This is a genomic window from Novosphingobium sp., assembly GCF_965229225.1.
Classification (GTDB): domain Bacteria; phylum Pseudomonadota; class Alphaproteobacteria; order Sphingomonadales; family Sphingomonadaceae; genus Novosphingobium.
Window position 1 is genome coordinate 4,362,015 of the sequence record NZ_OZ245867.1, and the last position, 16,752, is coordinate 4,378,766.

Sequence of the window (16,752 nt, forward strand, 5' to 3'; positions counted from 1 at the left end):
AGTCCTTCGGACTCTTGCTAACCGGTTGCCGGTTTGTGGACGATCGGCGTTCGAATGTGTCGGTTTTCGGCAAAGCGAAGACTGGGGGTGATCGGTGACTGATCTTCCCCTTAAACCGGAGACTGGTTGTCCTTTAATCGTAGACTGGCGCAACGGTCAGTCTCCTCTTCAAGGCCATGCGGGTGCGCAGCCATGACGTTGCTGACCAGCGACTGTCGCGTCCTCATGCCGGCTCATGCGCCGTTCGACATGATTCTGGCCGACCCGCCCTATGACGATACCTCATTGGGCTGGGATCGGCGTGTCGAGGGCTGGCTCGCACTCGCGCACAATGCGCTCGCGCCTTCAGGATCGCTCTGGCTGTTCGGTTCGCTGCGCAGCTTCCTCACGCTCGGCGCCGAGATACGCGCTGCCGGGCTGCGATATGCGCAGGAACTGGTCTGGGAAAAGCAGAATGGCAGCGCCTTTCATGCCGATCGCTTCAAGCGTGTCCATGAACTGATCGTCCAATTCTATCGCGACGATGCGCGCTGGTCGGACATCTACAATGACGTCCAGACGACATCCGACGCGACGGCGCGCACCGCCCGGCGCAAGCATCGTCCGCCGCATACCGGGCAGATCGATGCCGGCTGCTATGTGAGCCAGGATGGCGGTCCCCGGCTGATGCGCTCGGTCATCTATGCACGCAATTGTCATGGCCGTGCCATCCATCCGACGCAAAAGCCGGTCGGCCTGCTCGAAATTCTGATCCGCAACAGTTGTCCTCCGGGCGGTCACGTCGGCGACTGGTTTGCAGGTTCCGGCGCGGTCGGCGAGGCCTGCCGCGCCACCGCCCGGCGCTCCATTGGCTGCGAAATCGACGCCGACATGGCGCGCCGCGCGAGCATCCGCATCGCGGCGGCGCTGCCGTTCGGTTGCGCACCTCCTCTCCCTGCACCGCCTCTTTCCGGAGACCTTCCATGACCCAGCCGCCGCCCGGCGCGCGCGTGCCTTCGGGCATCGCCGTCCCGCTTCGCCATGACCGCACCGAGATCGAACTGATCTGGATCGAGAAGCGGCTTGAGCACTGGATACGCTTCGGCCGGATCGCCAGCGAACGCATCCTCACGCGCAAGACACGCATCTTTGCCTTCCGGCCCGATGCCGTCGTCGCGTTCGTGCGCTGGTCGGCCAACGACTATGGCACCGTCCATTCGCGCATCGACATATTGCGCGCGGTGCGCAGCGGTGAGCCCTATACCACCGTGCCTTTCGTGCGGCCGGGCGGGGAACTGCTGCTCTCGATCCAGGGCTGGCCCAGGGTACGCACCGTGATCGAGGCGATCGATCAGGTCGAGGCCGAAGGCCTCGATCCCTGCGATATCGCGCCCGATCACTGGCGCCACGTCCACAACCGGCTTTCCGCCGGCGAGCCGTTCCGCGCCTATACGATGGAGCGCCATCAGGCATGGCTCAAGCGCAAGGCGCTGGGGCAATGAGCCGCCTTCCGCTCTCTTATTATGTGCCGCATCTGACCGGCGTGGCGATCGGCATGGCGGTGAGCACGCTCATCCTGCCCATGCCAAAATTGCTGCTCTGGAACGCCAGCGCCAGCGCGCCGATCGGGCTCTATGCGATCAATCCGCTGCGCGAACCGGCGGTCGGCGACATGGTCGCCGTCATGCCGCCGCCCGCGCTTGGCCGGATCATGGCGCAGCGCCATTATCTGCCTGTCGGCGTGCCGCTCCTCAAGCATGTCGCCGCGCGGCCCGGTGCCCTGATCTGCCGCCGCGATGCGACGGTGACGATCGACGGGCGCCGCGTCGCGACAGCGAAATCCGCGGACAGCCACGGCCGTCCCTTGCCGGTCTGGCGCGGCTGCCATGTGCTGCGCGATGGCGAGCTGTTCCTGCTCAATGCCGCACCGGACAGTTTTGACGGGCGCTATTTTGGGGCCGTTCCGGCTGCGGGCCTGCTCGGCCGCGCGACGCCGATCCTCACCCGCGACACGCCGAACGCGCCGCTGCGCTGGCGCTTCGGTAGCGCGCGCTCAGACCATTTCCCCACGCAAAAGGAGAAGTCCCATGCAGATCGGTAGCTTTGAACAATCCGGCGACGGCTTCGTCGGGCGTTTGCTGACGCTCACGCTCGACGTGCCGCTGCGGCTCGTGCCGACCGGCTTTACCGGCCACGGCCGCGCGCCCGACTGGCGCATCCATCTCGCCGACGACGCTGCGCCCGAGGGCATCGGGCTGGAGGTCGGCTCCGGCTGGAACCATGACGGCAAGGCCGGCGGCTTCATCGCGCTCCAGCTCGATTGCCCGTCCTTCTCGCGCCCGGTTCGCGCCAATCTGCTGCGCTCCCATCGCGACGGTGACGCACATGTGCTGCTCTGGTCGCCGCGGCTGCGGCGTCCCAAAGCGGAATAGGACGATGCAGCCTCGCTTCGCTTCGCGCTGCCATCGCCGCGCCATTCGCTTCACTGCCGCATCGGTCCTTGCCGGCACGGCTTCCTTCCTCTTCCCGGTCATCGCTCTGCTGGTGCCCGGCACGGCGGCGGCGCAGGTCGCCTCCATCGCCGCGCATCCTTACGCCCCGCATGTTGCCGAGGCGGCGCAGCGCTTCGGCATTCCCGAAGCGTGGATATGGGCGGTGATGCGCGTCGAAAGCAACGGCGATGCGAACGCGACATCGCCGGTCGGCGCGATGGGTCTCATGCAACTCATGCCCGGCACCTGGAGCACGCTGACCGCGCGCTATGGGCTGGGGAGCAATGTCTGGGACGTGCGCGCCAATATCCTCGCCGGTGCGGCATACTTGCGCGAAATGGTCGACCGCTATGGCGATCTGTCCAGCGCGCTCGCCGCCTATAATGCGGGGCCGGGCCGCGTCGACGACTGGCGCCAGCGTGGTCGTTCGCTACCCGCCGAAACGATCGCCTATGTGGCGAAGATCGCGCCGATGGTCGGCACATCCGGCGTCGCCGCGTCGGCCGATCTGACGGTAGTTTCGCGCACGCCGATCGCACCGGCCGGGCCCTCCTGGCGCAGCGCGACGCTGTTCGTGCTGCGCGGCGATGGCGAACCGGACAGCGACGATGCGGCATCCGGTGCAGCACCTTCCGCGCAGGCCGAACGGCTTGTCTCCGCTCCACCCTCTCAGTCTGCCATGCGCTCTTCACGCGCCTCCACCCTCGCTTCGCATGGGCTGTTCGCGCCCGTCTCGGGGAGCAGCGAGCGATGAGCCGCGCTGGCGTTCGCAGGCGTCATTCGGCGCAGGGCGTAGTGTGGTGGAAAGGAAGGCAAGTCACAGGAATTGAAGGGAAAAAGGGAAGGCGAGATAAAAAGGACGCCACCTGTGGGGCGTTATGTGGTTGGGATTGTGGGATTTTTCCGGGTGGCTCGGCATTGCCCCGGGTGGCGCGTTTTCGGAATTATCGCGTCAATGCAAAGCGTCAGCGGGTGGCACCGCCATCTGCGAGGCTCCTGTGATCATCGGCGACGATGATTTCGAGGTGCGGCCGGGAAGGAGCGGGGACGCGGGCAGGGGGGTAGGGCGCAAGGCCCAGAGTCTCGCGGCCCAGGTGAAGCGCGCGGCCGCGAAGGCGGGCTATAGCCGCAAAGGACCGTCGCGGGGGCGTGGGACCGGGCGTCATGGCCGCGGCCGTATCGCTCGCCTCAATGCACGTTCGCCCGCCAACGCCCGGCGCGTCGTTATCAAGGCGCGCGTCGTGCGGCACAGTGGCAGCCGCTATCGCGCGGCGCCGCTCGCCCGGCACATCGCCTATCTGAAGCGCGACGGCGTTACCCGCGACGGGCGCGACGCCAGTCTGTTCGATGCGCGGGGTGATGCCGCCGATGGCAAGGCCTTCGCGGACACCTGCGAACAGGACCGGCATCATTTCCGCTTCATCGTCAGCCCGGAGGATGCGGCCGACATGGCCGACCTGCGTGCCTTCACCCGCGAGCTGATGGACGACATGGCGCGCGATCTCGGTACCCGGCTCGACTGGGTCGCGGTCGATCACTGGAACACCGACAATCCCCATATCCATGTGCTGCTGCGCGGGGTGGACGACACCGGCGCCGATCTCGTCATCGACCGTGATTATATCCGCGAAGGTATGCGCGATCGGGCGCAGGCCCGCGTCACGCTGGAACTGGGGCCGCGCAGCGAGCAGGATATCCGGAGCGCACTCGAACGCGAAGTCGACGCCGATCGCTGGACCAGCCTCGATCGCCGGCTGGAGCGCATGGCCCAGGAGATGGCGGGCGTCGTCGATCTGCGCCCCCAGACGGGCGATGATCCGGAGATGCACCGATTGCTGATCGGGCGGGCGCAGAAGCTCGAACGGCTGGGTCTCGCCAATAATCAGGGGCCGGCAGTCTGGACGCTCCGCGCCGACGCGGAGCAGACCTTGCGCGATCTTTCGATCCGCACCGACATCATCAAGACCATGCATCGGGCGATGCAGGGGCAGGCCCGCGCGCTCGATCCCGCCAGCATCGCCTTGCATCAGGCGACGCCGGCCGATCCGATCATCGGTCGGCTGGTCGAGCGCGGCCTTCATGACGAACTGGCCGGCTCGGCCTATGCCGTGATCGATGGCGCGGACGGCCGCACCCATCATCTGCGCTTCGGCGACATCGACATGACCGGTGACGCCAAAGCCGGTGCGATTGTTGAGACACGGGTCTGGCAGGACGTGAAAGGCATTAGTCGTTTGTCGCTGGCGACGCGCTCCGACCTTACGCTGGCCGAGCAGGTACAAGCGCCGGGTGCGACCTGGCTCGACCGTCAGCTCATCGCGCGCGAGTCCGTCGCGACCGGCAACGGGTTCGGGCAGGAGGTCCGCGACGCGATGGACGCGCGCGCCCGCCATCTCGAAACCCAGGGGCTCGCCCAGCGGCGCGGGACCGGTTTCCTGTTCGCGCGTGATCTGATCGCGACGCTTCGCGAGAAGGAGATCGAGCAGCAGATCGACGCCATCGCGCAGCGCACCGGCCTTGCCCATCGCCCTTCGGGGCCAGGCGATTATGTGAGCGGCGTCTATCGCGAGCGCGTCACTCTGGCTTCGGGGCGCTTCGCCATGATCGACGACGCGGTGGGCTTCCAGCTCGTGCCCTGGCGGCCGGCGCTCGACCAGCATCTGGGCCAGCATATCACCGGAACCATGCAGCCTGGCGGCGGCGTGGACTGGTCGCTCGGGCGCGGTCGGGGGATCGGACTATGATCCTGTTTCAACCGGCGATCGCCTGGACCGTCTCGATTGGCAGGACGAGCGTCAACTCACCCAGCGGCGAGCGGCAGAAGCCATAGCGTTCGTAGAAGGACGCAGCCGCATCGTCCATTGCATGGACTATGACGGCGCGCGCGCCCGCGATGCCCGACGCGGCAAGACAGCGGCGCAAGGCGTCGGCGAGGAGATCGGCGCCAAGACCCATTCCTTGCCACCGGGCGTCGACCGCGAGGCGCGCGATCAGCAGCAAGGGCACCCTGTCCGGCTGCCCCTTGCGCGGCTTCGCGCTGGGCAGAACCGCCCGATGCTCTTGGGCTGTGGTGATCGTGTAATAGCCGGCCACCCGCTGCGGCTCGTCGCGCGCGCAGATCACATAGGTTCGCGCCGAGAGCCCCTCGCTGGTCAGCGCCCGCTCACGCAGCCAGTGGTCCAGCGCCTCATGGGTCTGGCACGAAAAGTCGGCAACCAGATGATCGGCACGCAGCGGCGCCGGCGCAGTGACCGATAGTTCCGGCATATAATCCCCGCGCTAGCGCTTCAGTGATCCCAGGCGGGTTTGCGCGCCATCAGGTCGACGAGCTTCGACGAGGGCGCAGGCGGCGCATCGAGCAGCGCCACAAAGGCCTCATGGGCTTCATCGTCGAGGAAGAAGCTGCGCTGGTCGAGCAAGGCATTCTCCGCCTCGCGGCGCGCGCTCTCCAGCATGAACTCGGAGAGCTTCTGGCCACGCATCGCCGCTGCGCGATTGAGCAGTGCCTTGGTGCCTGCCATCGCCCGGATCTGGATCACATCATCCTTGCGCGCCGTCCGCCCGCTCTCGTGCCGCTCTGCCCGCGCCATCATCTTTGTCCTTCATCGCCGCACCGATCACGGCATTGTCATGACAATATCCATACATTTTCTCGCCAAAAAGGTCCAGCCATGACCCTTGCCTCCAAACGCCACGGACGGCATTGCCAACGCCTCTCAGGGCGGCGGTGGCGTGGAAATACGGGCAAATCTTGACTTTTGGATAACTGTGGACCATTTAAACGGAAGCAACGCTAATCGCTGTCCCGATTCGTCGGGCAGCAAATCCTATGGCCACCTCACGGTGGCCATAGCTGTTTTGGGGGTTCGTCATTGCACATTTTGTACGTCGACGAATCCGGGGATCTTGGAGGACTGCCAGCGGCGCCCCTGCCTGCGGGAAATGACCAGCCGGTTCTCGTGCTCGGCGCACTGATCATCGACGCCAGCCGGCTCGAGGCCGTCACCCAGGATTTCCTTGATCTCAAGCGCCGGTGGTTTCCAGGCCTGCCTTACCCTTCCTCCAACCATCTCGACCGAATCATCCCTGAGATCAAGGGCGGGGATCTTCGGCGCAACCTGACACGATCGGGACGCAACCAGCGCCGCCACGCAACGGGCTTTCTCGATCAGTTACTCGCCATGCTGCAGAGTCATGGTGTGCGCCTGATTGCCCGGATCTGGATCAAGGCGCTCGGACAGCCTTTCAATGGCAAGTCCGTCTACACCTCCTCGATCCAGGGGCTTTACACCTATTTTGACCAGTTCCTGTCGACTGAGGATACTCTTGGGTTTTGCATTGCAGACAGTCGCGACCATCTCAAAAACGTGAATGTCGCGCATTCGGTCTTCACCCAGAAGTTTCGGGCTTCATCGACTGTTTATACGCGCATTCTCGAGTTGCCGACCTTCGGACACAGTGAGAACCACGCCGGTATCCAGATCTGCGATATCATCTGTTCGGCTCTCCTCTATCCCATCGCGGCTGAAGCCTATTGCACGGGCTATGTGGCCAATGTGCATGTCCAGCCTGGCGCTGCGGCTCTGAGGCAACGCTTCGGGCCAATCCTCAAAGCGATGCAGTTCCGCTATCAGGATCCATTGGGGCGCTGGACCGGAGGGATTGTTGTTGCCGATGGACTGGCTCAGCGCAACGCCAGCCTGATGTTTTCCTGAAGCTTTCGTACAGGAGCCTACGCTGCTGCTGGCATGAGAAGCACTATTTGCGCCATGACGGCCCCAAGCATGTGCATTGCTATGCGCCGACGCGAGCGGGGAAGGGCGTTGGTCTCGTCATCCCCTCGCTGCTGACCTGGCCGGGAAGCCGCATCGTCCATAACATCATGGGCGATAACTGGACGCTGACCACGGGTCCTCGCGCGAAACATGGGTGGGTACTGCTGTTCGAATCCATCAATCCCGCCGCCAATGCCAACGTTCAGCATTGCGTAATCCGCCCGCCGCCGCTACATGGTTATTGATAATCGCTCGCAACTAGGCCTTTGTTTCCTGCGCGCGGGCTTCGCGTGTTCGAGGATGTGGCGTTGAAGTCGGAGCCGATTGCTCTCAGCCTCTACAAGTCGCACAGGGAGTCGCTCATATCCTATGCGGGCCGACTCTCCGGCGATCCTGTCGTGGCCGAAGATATCGTGCAGGACGCCTGGCTGCTGCTCGACCGGCAACCGGCCAGCAAACCCATCCGCGAGCCATTGGGTTATCTCAAGCGGATCGTCCGCAATCTGGTGTTCGCGCAAGCACGTCGCAGCCGCTACGAGGGTCAGATCATCGGCGGTGATATGACGGCTGCCGTCGCGCAGCTGCCCGACGAGGCGCCGTCGGCAGAAGCGGAACTTATCGCCCGTGATGACTTGCGGCTGGTGATGGACTTGGTGGACGCCCTGCCGGAAAGGCAGATCGCGGCGTTCAAAATGTATCATTTCGAGGGCATGAAGCTGCGCGAAGTCGCAACGCGGCTCGGTATTTCTACGTCGCTGGCACATCTGTTGGTGACCGAAGCGATGCAGCTTTGCGACGAACGGCGCAAACGGGGCATGGAATGAGAGGCGCGAACAAAATTCTTTTGGAAAACCGCAGCGCAAAAGCATCTAGGCACTATGAGCCGCCACCAGCGCCCGCCTTGTATGCGCTTCTTCCCGAGGCTGGTGTGGGATGCGCAGGCCATGGCGCTTGATGGGGCCGAGGCGCGCCGGGACGCCTCTCACTGGTATGTCCGTCTCCGCGAGGAGGAGCACGATGAGGCGCTGAAAGCCGAATTTTCGGACTGGCTATGCGCCGATGCGCTCCACGGTGAAGCGTGGACCGATATGTGCGAAACCATGGAGGTGGCCGGGCGCGCGCCTGCCGGTTGGCGCTCCTATTCGTTGCCTGGCAATGGACAGCGCCGGGGACGGAGATCTGCACGCCGCCGCTCGCCGGAGCAGCGCAGGCGGGGCATCCAGATCGCCGCTGGGGCCGTAGCTGCCGCATGCGCGATCGTTCTGGCGCTTCCAATCGTCAGCCTGCATTTGCGGGCGGATCACATCACGGGCGCGGGGCACGTCGAACAGGTGCGTCTGGCCGACGGTAGCATGGTGCAGGTTGGGCCGGACAGCGCCATCGCCGTCGATTACAGCGATCGCGGGCGCGTCGTGCGCCTGCTCTCCGGGCAAGCGTTGTTCGATGTGACGCATGATCCCTCTCGCCCGTTCCGGGTCGAGGCGGGACAGGTGACGACGACCGTGCTGGGCACAAAGTTCGACGTGCGGATGTTGGGCGATACTACCAGCGTTGCCGTAGCGCGGGGACATGTGCGGGTGGAGGATCCCGGGCACGTGCCTGCCACTACCCATGACCTCCTTCCCGGCGACTGGGTTCGTATCGACGGCGCCCATCACGATGAGACCGGCAAACTCGCGCCGCAACTGGTCGGCGGATGGGGGCAAGGCGAGGCGCTGGCCGAGAACCGCACGATCGGCAGCGTCGTCGACGAAATCCGCCCATGGTTCGGCGGCCGGATAGTCCTCAACGACGCCCGGCTTGCCGGTCGGCGCGTGACAGGCATCTATAACGTCAAAGACCCCGAAAAGGCTCTGGAGATGATCGTGCGGCCTTATGGCGGGCATATCACGCGCATCACGCCGTGGCTGTTGATCGTCAGCGGAAACTGAGGCTCCTGTCCGCGAAGCACAGCGGACAGGACCGCCCGCCCGAAATAATTTCAACTTTTTTTGGAAAAGCGCCCGTCCCGAGCATCCTGCCCTCGAGAGCGCATTGCAAATGCTTCGCAACTGCGCCGGTAACATGAGGTGGAGATTGCAATGTTCGGGGGTTTTGCGAGTGCTGAGCGGCGCGGGCGTCGCTTTGGGGTAATGGGCGCAGTCCTGATGGCGACGTCAGCGATGGCCGGCCTGGTCGCCACGCCGGCAGCGGCGCAGAGCGCCAGCGCACGGCGCGGCTTCGACATTCCGTCGCAGTCGCTTGCCCAGGCGTTGATGATTTTCGGGCGTCAGGCCGGGTTGCAGGTGACGGCGGAAGGTGCGGTCACGGAGGACAAGACCAGCACGGCGGTCAAGGGCGAGCTGGCCCCGGCCGAGGCGCTCAGCCAGATGCTCACGGGAACCGGCCTGACGTTCCGCTTCGTGGGCAACGGCGTCCAGATCGAGACGGCGCCGCAATCGTCGGGAAACGCCATCCAGCTCGGCCCGGTGCAGGTCGAGGGCGCGGCCGGCACGTCCCGAAGCGGTGACGCCATGCTGGCGAGCGAGGGAACGGGATCCTATGCCGCGCAAGCCGTCACCATCGGCCGGCAAGCACAGTCGCTCAAGGAAATCCCCAATTCTGTCAGCGTCGTCACGCGGCAGCAGATCGAAGACCGCAACATCAATAGCGTAGCCGATGGATTGAAGCAGGTCGCCGGCGTTCAGGTGGTGCAATACAGTCTCGGCAATTTCGGTTTCACCTCCCGCGGCATGAACATCACGACCTTGCAGGTCGATGGTTTGCAGACGGCCGACACGCAGGGGGCGTGGACGACCGACAGCTTCGATATTTCCTTCTATGACCGGATCGAACTGGTCCGTGGCCCCGCCGCGCTGTTCCAGGGCAGCAGCGAGCCGGGCGGCGCGGTCAATCTGGTGCGCAAGCGGGCGCTCGCCGATACGCATGTCAACATCATGGCGCAGGCCGGTTCATGGGATCGCTATCGCGGCGAACTGGATGTGACCGGCCGTCTGGACGCCAGCGGCAGCCTGCGTGGCCGCCTTGTCGCGGCCTATGATGATCGTGGGAGCTACATGGACCATGTCTTCGCGCGCAAGCTCGTGCTCTACGGCACGCTGGAATATGACATTACGCCGGACACGACCGTTTCTGTCGGCGCGATCCATCAGGGCGGCCCCTCGCGGCCGATCTTCGGCCTGCCCACTTATGATGACGGGGGCCTCTATATGGGGCGGCGCAGCGTCTATATGGGCTCGCTCTGGGATCGCAAACGCGACGATGCCGAGCGCTATTTCGTCGATGTCGAGCATCATCTGGACAATGGCGGGATGATCCGGCTGCGCGGCGACCGAACGGACCGTGCCTACAATTTCAAGTCGGGCGCCTTTACCGACAGCTATATCGACCGTGCGACAGGCAACGTCGATATCCAGCAGATCGCGGGCAACGGGCATTCCCGTGACGAGGCCGTCGATCTCAGCCTGACGCTGCCGACGCTGTTCACCAGCGCCGACAACCTTGTGATCGGCGTCAACCACAGCCGTAACAGCAGTTACACGCGCTGGATCTATGGACCGGTCATCACCCGCAACATCTTCAATCCCGATCCGACGACGCCCGAGCCTGCGTTCGAGGATGACGGGCCGACGACCTCCAGAACCATTCAGACGGGCCTCTATGCCAATGCGCGTTTCAAGCTGGTTGATCGTTTGACGCTGACGGCGGGCGGCCGCCTGAGCTGGTACAAAGGGTCGGCCAACTGGCAGAGCGCCGACAGCAAGGCATCGGCGCGGCTCGTGCCCTATGCCGCGCTCAGCTATGACATCACGCCGGAGCTGTCAGCCTATGCCAGCTATTCAGCGACCTTCGTTCCGCAGACCAGCGTCGATCGGGACGGCAATCTGCTGAAGCCCCGCACTGGCACTCTCTACGAACTGGGACTGAAGGGGCAGTTCCTGGACGGCGCGCTGACCGGCCATGCGGCGCTCTATCAGATCATCGACCGTAACCGGGCGATGACCGATCCGGACTATCCGGATGCGTCGGTGGCGCTGGGCAAGGTGCGCAGTCGGGGCTTCGAGGCGGAGGTCGTGGGAGAACCCGCGACCGGATGGAATGTGACGCTGGGCTATGCCTATACGCGGACTCGGTATCTGACCGCCGATGAAGGACTGCCCGGCCTGGTTTTCGCGCCCGGAACCCCCGAGCATGATCTCAAGCTATGGGCCGTGCGGGATTTCAGCAAGGAAACCGGCCGCGGCCTGATTCTGGGCGGCGGCGTCAATGTGAGCAGCGGGATCTATGCCGGGTCCGGCGATCTCGAATGGAAGCAGAAAGCCTATGCCTTGCTCTCGGCCCAGATCGGCTACCAGTTCAGCGAGCGCTTCAGCCTGCGGCTGACGGGCGAAAACCTCACCGACAAGAAATATTATACCCGCATCGAGGGCTGGTCGCGCCAGAGCTATTTCGGTGATCCGCGCAATGTCATGCTGACGGCCAGAATGGGATTCTAGGCGCCGGCCATGCGCGCGCTGCTGGTCATCCTTCACCGATATGTCGATCTGGCGATCGCGGGATTTCTCGTCATCGCCGGACTGACCGGCAGCATAGTGGCATTCCAGTCCGAGTTGGACGCCTGGCTCAATCCCAGCCTGTTCCATATCGAACGGACGGGTCAGTCATTGTCGCCCTCGCGGCTCGCCAAGGCGATCGAACACGCCGATCCTGCTGTTGAGATTTTCACGCTCGTCTTTCCCTCGGCGCCGGGCGAGAGTGCCCAGGCGTTTGTCGGCTCCAGGGGCGGCGATACCGCTCTCGCCTATGATCAGCTGTTCGTGGACCCGGGCACCGGCGCCATCCTTGGCAGGCGCATGAATGGCGTCTTCGGCCTCGATCGGCTCCGCCTCATCCCCTTCCTTTACAGGCTGCACTCTTCGCTGACCATGCCCGGCAACTGGGGCGCGTGGCTGATGGGCGGCATCGCGCTGGCATGGATGTTCGATTGCTTTGCAGGTTTCGCTCTCACGCTGCCGCGCGGCCGTCCCTTCTGGAAGAAGTGGAAACTGGCCTGGACGATCAAACGCGGTGCCGGGCCTTATCGCCTCAATCTCGACCTGCACCGCGCCTGCGGTTTGTGGCTATTGGCAATATTGTTCCTGCTTGCGCTGTCCGGCGTTTCCCTGAACCTCAACAGCGAATTGTTCCGCCCGGTCCTGTCGGCCCTGCTGCCGACCAGCCCGCGCATATGGGATCAGCCCGCACCACCGACCGCGCCGCCCATGACGCTCGATTGGAATGACGCGCTCGCAAAAGCGAAGGGCGAGGCGGCTCGCCGCCACTGGGATCATCCCGTTGCCATGATTTATGCCGCCCGTGCGCAGGGATTCTATGGCATACGCTTTGGCCGCCCCCATCAGGCAGGTTTTGGCGCCTCGACGATCTTCGTCTCCGCTGCGGATGGCCACATCCTGTCGGTCGAAGAAGCAGGTGCGGGCAAAGCCGGGGATATGATCGCAGGGCTGATGCTTCCGGTTCATTCTGGCCAGGTCGCGGGTCTGCCCGGTCGTATCCTCATCTGCGTCACCGGGCTGGTCGTGGCGATGTTGTCCATCACCGGCGTCTATATCTGGTGGAGGAAGCGTGCGTCCCGTAGCAGCAGGCGACGGGCGAACCGGCGGCCGGCTGCTATTGCCCGGAGTGGAGCACTCGATGCTGCTCAATGATGCCCATAGCGACAGTGGCGATCAACCGCACTCTGTCGCTATGCAACCGATGCCCGATACACAGCCAGCCTGTCACCGGATCCAACGGCATGGCTATTCTTCTTCCCGTAGCAACAGGCTGTTCGGGATTGGCGGCTCGCTGGCTGTTTACGGCATCGTGGCTGCGCTGTTCCTGATCTCCATATCGACCACGTACGTCAAACGGCCGCAGCAGGCGACGTTGACGGTCATGGACCTCAAGCCGCCCGCCGCGCCGGACGATACGCCCCCGGAACCGAAAAATGCGCCCAAGCCAGTCGAGAAGAAGGAAACGCAGCAGGAGCCGGTTAAAATCGAGCGGATCGAGCCAACCAAAATCCCGATCTCGCCGGTGACGGCGCCGATGCCCGTACCGACCGTGCAGCCCGCCGATCCGGCCCCGAAAGAACCGGAAACGGCCGCCCCCAGGACCGCGCCGGCGCCGCCCGCGCCGCGCGTGTCGAGCAATGGCCCGGACACATGGGAAGGGCGGGTGTTGGTGCAGCTCAACAGGTATCGCCGCTATCCGAGGCTGGCCGAAGCAAGACGCCAGCAGGGTGTGCCCTATATCCGCTTCGTCATGGACAGGCAGGGTAAGGTGCTGTCCGTAGCGCTGGAGCGATCGTCCGGAGTTTCCGATCTGGACCGGGAGGCGCTGGCCTTGCCCCGGCGAGCTCAACCGCTACCCAAGCCTCCTGACGACAAACCCGGCGACACGCTGGAACTGGTCGTGCCGGTGCAGTTCTTCCTGCGGTAACGGTGCGGCCAGCTTTCTTCATCACTCGACCTGAAACAGCATCTTTGTCGATTATAGCGGGGCCATGGAAATCTGGCCCGACAATCTGTTTGCAGGGACATTTGCGATCCCTGCATTACGCCGATCCCTGTCTTTCTACGCCAGAGTGCGGCGGTAGCATTCCATGCTTGAATCTTCCGTCAATCGCGGTCCCGATCCTCATTTGTCTTTCGAGGATCGACCATGTCTGCAACCAAAATCCTCTGGGGCCAGGTGCTGGCCGTCATCACCCTGACCCTGTTTGGTATCTGGGCTGCAACCCAGTGGACGGCGGCTGCGCTCGCCTATCAGCCTGAACTGGGGCAGCCCTGGTTCTGGCTGGGTCCGTGGCCGATCTATCCGCCACCCGCCTTCTTCTGGTGGTGGTTCGCCTATGACGCCTATGCGCCGAAGATCTTCGAGACCGGCGCCTTCATCGCGGTCTCGGGCGCCATGGCTGCCGTGGTCGTCGCGATCGCCATGTCGGTCTGGCGCGCGCGCGAGGAAAAGAAATCCGAGACTTATGGCTCGGCGCGCTGGGCGACGGAGAAGGAGATCCGCAAGGCCGGGCTCTATGCCGACGACGGCGTGGTGATCGGCTGGCACGAGAAACGCTATCTGCGCCACGACGGTCCCGAGCATGTGCTCTGCTTCGCGCCGACCCGGTCGGGCAAGGGCGTTGGTCTCGTCATCCCCTCGCTGCTGACCTGGCCGGGCAGCTGCGTCGTCCATGACATCAAGGGCGAAAACTGGACGCTGACCGCGGGCTTTCGTGCGGCGCATGGCCGCGTCCTGCTGTTCGACCCCACCAATCCTTTGTCCAACGGCTACAATCCGCTGCTCGAGGTCCGCAAGGGCGAGTGGGAAGTGCGCGACGTCCAGAATGTCGCCGATGTGCTGATCGACCCCGAAGGCAGTCTGGAAAAGCGCAACCATTGGGAAAAGACCAGCCATGCGCTGCTGGTCGGCGCCATCCTCCATGTCCTCTATGCCGAGGCCGACAAGACGCTCGCCGGTGTCGCCGCCTTCCTCTCCGATCCGCGGCGTCCGGTGGAGGAAACCTTGCGGCGGATGAAGGCGACCCGGCATCTGGGTGAGGCCGGCGTCCATCCGGTCGTGGCGGCGGCCGCGCAGGAACTGCTCAACAAGTCCGACAATGAGCGTTCGGGCGTGCTTTCCACCGCCATGTCGTTCCTGGGGCTTTATCGCGATCCCGTCGTGGCGAAGGTGACCGGGGCTTCCGACTGGCGCATCGCCGATCTCGTATCCTCCCCCGTGCCGGTCTCGCTCTATCTGGTGATCCCGCCCAGCGACATTAGCCGGACCAAGCCGCTGGTGCGCCTGATGCTCAACCAGATCGGCCGGCGGCTGACCGAGGAACTGACAGTGCAGGGCCAGCGCCAGCGGCTCCTGTTCATGCTCGACGAATTTCCCGCGCTCGGCCGGCTCGATTTCTTCGAGAGCGCACTTGCCTATGTCGCAGGCTATGGAATCAAGGCCTTCCTCATCGCCCAATCGCTGAACCAGATCGAGAAGGCCTATGGCCAGAACAACGCCATCCTCGACAATTGCCATGTTCGTGTCGCTTTCGCCGCCAATGACGAACGTACCGCCAAGCGCGTGTCCGACGCGCTCGGCACTGCGACTGAACAGCGCTCGATGAAGAATTATGCCGGGCACCGGCTCGCGCCCTGGCTGGGGCATATCATGGTCTCACGCACCGAAACCGCGCGGCCCTTGCTTACCCCCGGCGAGATCCAGCAATTTTCCGAGGACGAGGAGATCGTCTTCGTCGCCAGCACCGCGCCGGTCCGGGCGGCCAAGGCGCGCTACTATCTCGATCCGCGGTTCAAAGCGCGGCTCCTGCCACCGCCCGAGCCCAAACCCCTTGCGCCCGATCTACGGCCTCGGGATGACTGGACCATGCTCGATCCGGTGGAGGCGCCGCCTCTGCCGCCGCCTGCGGCCCAGACCGAAGAAGCGACCGGAAAGGCGGGCGAGGATGGTGTTGCGACCGATGCGCCTGTCGACGCTGGTGAGGCTGAAGCCACGGACGATGCGGCCAATGCCGGCATACGGCAGGAGCCGGAGCTGGGGGCGCATGAGAATATTGCCCCCGATTCCACGCCGAAGGCCAATGAGTTCGATTTCGATCGCAACGACGCGCAGGAGGACGCGACGCAGGCGCGGCGGCAGGCCGACCGGCTGATGCGCCGCAACGCCCGCAACGCCTCGCTCGATCCCGATGACGGGCTGCTCCTGTGAGCGGCGGTCAGGTCAAGCGCAGCGTGCGCCTGCCGGCCGATCTCGCCCGGGCGCTTGCCGACCATGCACGCAGGCGCAAGGCCTCGCAGACCGCGATCATCGAAGCGGCGCTGGTCTCGTTCCTTTCCCCCGACGCAGCCGATCGGCTCGAAGCCTCGCTCAGTCGGCGTCTTGATCGCCTGACGCGCGATGTCGAGCGGCTCGAATGGCATGTCGAACTGTCCAACGAGACGCTGGCCCTGTTCATCCGCTCCTGGCTCAGTGCGACGCCACCCCTCCCTGATGGCGCGGTCAAGGCCGCCCATGCCCAGGGCCGGGAGCGCTGGACGCGTTTCATCGACACGCTGAACCGCCGCATGGAACTCGGTCCCCGGTTCAGGGAAGAGCTTGCCGAGGATCGCACGAACGCCGACCCTACCGGTTCATAAAACGGCCCAACATCCTGTAGAAGCGCGATTTCAGATGACGTGATCCTGTTTCTCGCCCGATCCGTCCCGGTTCGGTGCGTGGTTCACCCCTTCGTCAGTCCCTCCATGCCTCATCGGTGACCGACCGAAAGGTTCGTCGACCGGCAAGTGTGACGTAAAATCCGATTGATTGTGCCAAGGTTCAACCGGTTGGCTCCAGTCTGGGGATCAACCAGGGCGCGTCAGCGGGAGGAACGTCACCAATGGAGGAGTAAGATGATGAAAAATAGGGATAATCAGAGTTACACTGTATCCAAAACTGTATCAGCCAAGCCG

16 protein-coding genes and 1 pseudogene are annotated in these 16,752 nt (G+C 64.3%); 15 read left to right on the forward strand and 2 right to left on the reverse strand.

Annotation, left to right across the window (positions count from 1 at the left end; genetic code table 11):
* Nucleotides 1–192 precede the first annotated feature (192 nt).
* From ACO06X_RS20495 to ACO06X_RS20520, 6 genes are all read left to right on the forward strand, one after another.
* Complete coding sequence (locus ACO06X_RS20495) at nt 193–966, forward strand: DNA-methyltransferase (RefSeq protein ID WP_087573807.1); 774 nt, start codon at nt 193–195, stop codon at nt 964–966.
* Nucleotides 963–1,481, forward strand: a complete 519-nt coding sequence (locus tag ACO06X_RS20500; protein WP_087573808.1) for a DUF2840 domain-containing protein — start codon at nt 963–965, stop codon at nt 1,479–1,481. The genes ACO06X_RS20495 and ACO06X_RS20500 overlap by 4 nt, the downstream gene beginning before the upstream one ends.
* Nucleotides 1,478–2,080 (forward strand): S26 family signal peptidase, encoded by a 603-nt coding sequence (locus tag ACO06X_RS20505; RefSeq protein WP_087573809.1) that lies wholly within the window; start codon nt 1,478–1,480, stop codon nt 2,078–2,080. The genes ACO06X_RS20500 and ACO06X_RS20505 overlap by 4 nt, the downstream gene beginning before the upstream one ends.
* Entirely contained in the window at nt 2,067–2,411 is a 345-nt protein-coding gene (locus tag ACO06X_RS20510; RefSeq protein WP_087573810.1) for a DUF736 domain-containing protein, read from the forward strand. The genes ACO06X_RS20505 and ACO06X_RS20510 overlap by 14 nt, the downstream gene beginning before the upstream one ends.
* Before the next feature lie 4 nt (nt 2,412–2,415).
* Nucleotides 2,416–3,225 carry a lytic transglycosylase domain-containing protein gene (locus ACO06X_RS20515; protein WP_087573811.1) on the forward strand — a complete coding sequence of 270 codons (810 nt, stop codon included), beginning with the start codon at nt 2,416–2,418 and terminating at the stop codon, nt 3,223–3,225.
* 244 nt (nt 3,226–3,469) lie between these two features.
* On the forward strand, nt 3,470–5,215 hold the full coding sequence (locus tag ACO06X_RS20520; RefSeq protein ID WP_087573817.1) for a relaxase/mobilization nuclease domain-containing protein: 1,746 nt from the start codon (nt 3,470–3,472) through the stop codon (nt 5,213–5,215).
* A 7-nt stretch (nt 5,216–5,222) separates the two neighbouring features.
* Here ACO06X_RS20520 and ACO06X_RS20525 read toward each other — a convergent pair whose 3' ends face one another.
* Together ACO06X_RS20525 and ACO06X_RS20530 are read right to left on the reverse strand one after the other, a co-directional pair.
* Nucleotides 5,223–5,738 (reverse strand): GNAT family N-acetyltransferase, encoded by a 516-nt coding sequence (locus tag ACO06X_RS20525; protein WP_087573812.1) that lies wholly within the window; start codon nt 5,736–5,738, stop codon nt 5,223–5,225.
* A 20-nt stretch (nt 5,739–5,758) separates the two neighbouring features.
* The gene (locus ACO06X_RS20530; protein ID WP_421837922.1) at nt 5,759–6,061 is read right to left on the reverse strand and encodes a DUF1778 domain-containing protein; all 303 of its coding nucleotides are present in this window, start codon (nt 6,059–6,061) and stop codon (nt 5,759–5,761) included.
* Between the two features lie 291 nt (nt 6,062–6,352).
* Between ACO06X_RS20530 and ACO06X_RS20535 the strand changes: the two genes are divergently transcribed.
* The 9 genes and pseudogenes from ACO06X_RS20535 (at nt 6,353) to ACO06X_RS20575 (ending at nt 16,437) form a co-directional block, all read left to right on the forward strand.
* Nucleotides 6,353–7,186: a DUF3800 domain-containing protein gene (locus ACO06X_RS20535; protein ID WP_217895225.1), complete on the forward strand. Its 834-nt coding sequence runs from the start codon at nt 6,353–6,355 to the stop codon at nt 7,184–7,186.
* Nucleotides 7,187–7,221: 35 nt separating this feature from the next.
* A pseudogene (locus ACO06X_RS20540) lies at nt 7,222–7,443 on the forward strand (type IV secretory system conjugative DNA transfer family protein); the annotation flags it as partial.
* A 93-nt stretch (nt 7,444–7,536) separates the two neighbouring features.
* Nucleotides 7,537–8,070 carry a sigma-70 family RNA polymerase sigma factor gene (locus ACO06X_RS20545; protein ID WP_176392498.1) on the forward strand — a complete coding sequence of 178 codons (534 nt, stop codon included), beginning with the start codon at nt 7,537–7,539 and terminating at the stop codon, nt 8,068–8,070.
* A gap of 54 nt (nt 8,071–8,124) precedes the next feature.
* Complete coding sequence (locus ACO06X_RS20550; RefSeq protein ID WP_087576084.1) at nt 8,125–9,177, forward strand: FecR family protein; 1,053 nt, start codon at nt 8,125–8,127, stop codon at nt 9,175–9,177.
* Nucleotides 9,178–9,393: 216 nt separating this feature from the next.
* Nucleotides 9,394–11,742 (forward strand): TonB-dependent siderophore receptor, encoded by a 2,349-nt coding sequence (locus ACO06X_RS20555; RefSeq protein ID WP_176392499.1) that lies wholly within the window; start codon nt 9,394–9,396, stop codon nt 11,740–11,742.
* A 9-nt stretch (nt 11,743–11,751) separates the two neighbouring features.
* Nucleotides 11,752–12,951: a PepSY-associated TM helix domain-containing protein gene (locus ACO06X_RS20560; RefSeq protein WP_421837923.1), complete on the forward strand. Its 1,200-nt coding sequence runs from the start codon at nt 11,752–11,754 to the stop codon at nt 12,949–12,951.
* Nucleotides 12,938–13,726 (forward strand): energy transducer TonB, encoded by a 789-nt coding sequence (locus tag ACO06X_RS20565; protein ID WP_087576087.1) that lies wholly within the window; start codon nt 12,938–12,940, stop codon nt 13,724–13,726. Before ACO06X_RS20560 ends, ACO06X_RS20565 begins: the two co-directional genes overlap by 14 nt.
* Before the next feature lie 222 nt (nt 13,727–13,948).
* Nucleotides 13,949–16,009, forward strand: coding sequence for a conjugal transfer protein TraG (locus ACO06X_RS20570; protein ID WP_130754836.1), 2,061 nt, complete (start codon nt 13,949–13,951; stop codon nt 16,007–16,009).
* Entirely contained in the window at nt 16,006–16,437 is a 432-nt protein-coding gene (locus tag ACO06X_RS20575) for a ribbon-helix-helix protein, CopG family (RefSeq protein WP_087576313.1), read from the forward strand. The genes ACO06X_RS20570 and ACO06X_RS20575 overlap by 4 nt, the downstream gene beginning before the upstream one ends.
* Nucleotides 16,438–16,752: the final 315 nt, after the last annotated feature.

Bases quoted from the DNA above. Each gene is read 5' to 3' on its own strand.
- ACO06X_RS20515 (WP_087573811.1), top strand. From the start codon at position 2,416: ATGCAGCCTCGCTTCGCTTCGCGCTGCCATCGCCGCGCCATTCGCTTC.
- ACO06X_RS20505 (WP_087573809.1), top strand. From the start codon at position 1,478: ATGAGCCGCCTTCCGCTCTCTTATTATGTGCCGCATCTGACCGGCGTG.
- ACO06X_RS20555 (WP_176392499.1), top strand. From the start codon at position 9,394: ATGGCGACGTCAGCGATGGCCGGCCTGGTCGCCACGCCGGCAGCGGCG.
- ACO06X_RS20550 (WP_087576084.1), top strand. From the start codon at position 8,125: ATGAGCCGCCACCAGCGCCCGCCTTGTATGCGCTTCTTCCCGAGGCTG.
- ACO06X_RS20510 (WP_087573810.1), top strand. From the start codon at position 2,067: ATGCAGATCGGTAGCTTTGAACAATCCGGCGACGGCTTCGTCGGGCGT.
- ACO06X_RS20525 (WP_087573812.1), bottom strand. From the start codon at position 5,738: ATGCCGGAACTATCGGTCACTGCGCCGGCGCCGCTGCGTGCCGATCAT.
- ACO06X_RS20570 (WP_130754836.1), top strand. From the start codon at position 13,949: ATGTCTGCAACCAAAATCCTCTGGGGCCAGGTGCTGGCCGTCATCACC.
- ACO06X_RS20530 (WP_421837922.1), bottom strand. From the start codon at position 6,061: ATGGCGCGGGCAGAGCGGCACGAGAGCGGGCGGACGGCGCGCAAGGAT.
- ACO06X_RS20500 (WP_087573808.1), top strand. From the start codon at position 963: ATGACCCAGCCGCCGCCCGGCGCGCGCGTGCCTTCGGGCATCGCCGTC.
- ACO06X_RS20560 (WP_421837923.1), top strand. From the start codon at position 11,752: ATGCGCGCGCTGCTGGTCATCCTTCACCGATATGTCGATCTGGCGATC.
- ACO06X_RS20495 (WP_087573807.1), top strand. From the start codon at position 193: ATGACGTTGCTGACCAGCGACTGTCGCGTCCTCATGCCGGCTCATGCG.
- ACO06X_RS20565 (WP_087576087.1), top strand. From the start codon at position 12,938: ATGCTGCTCAATGATGCCCATAGCGACAGTGGCGATCAACCGCACTCT.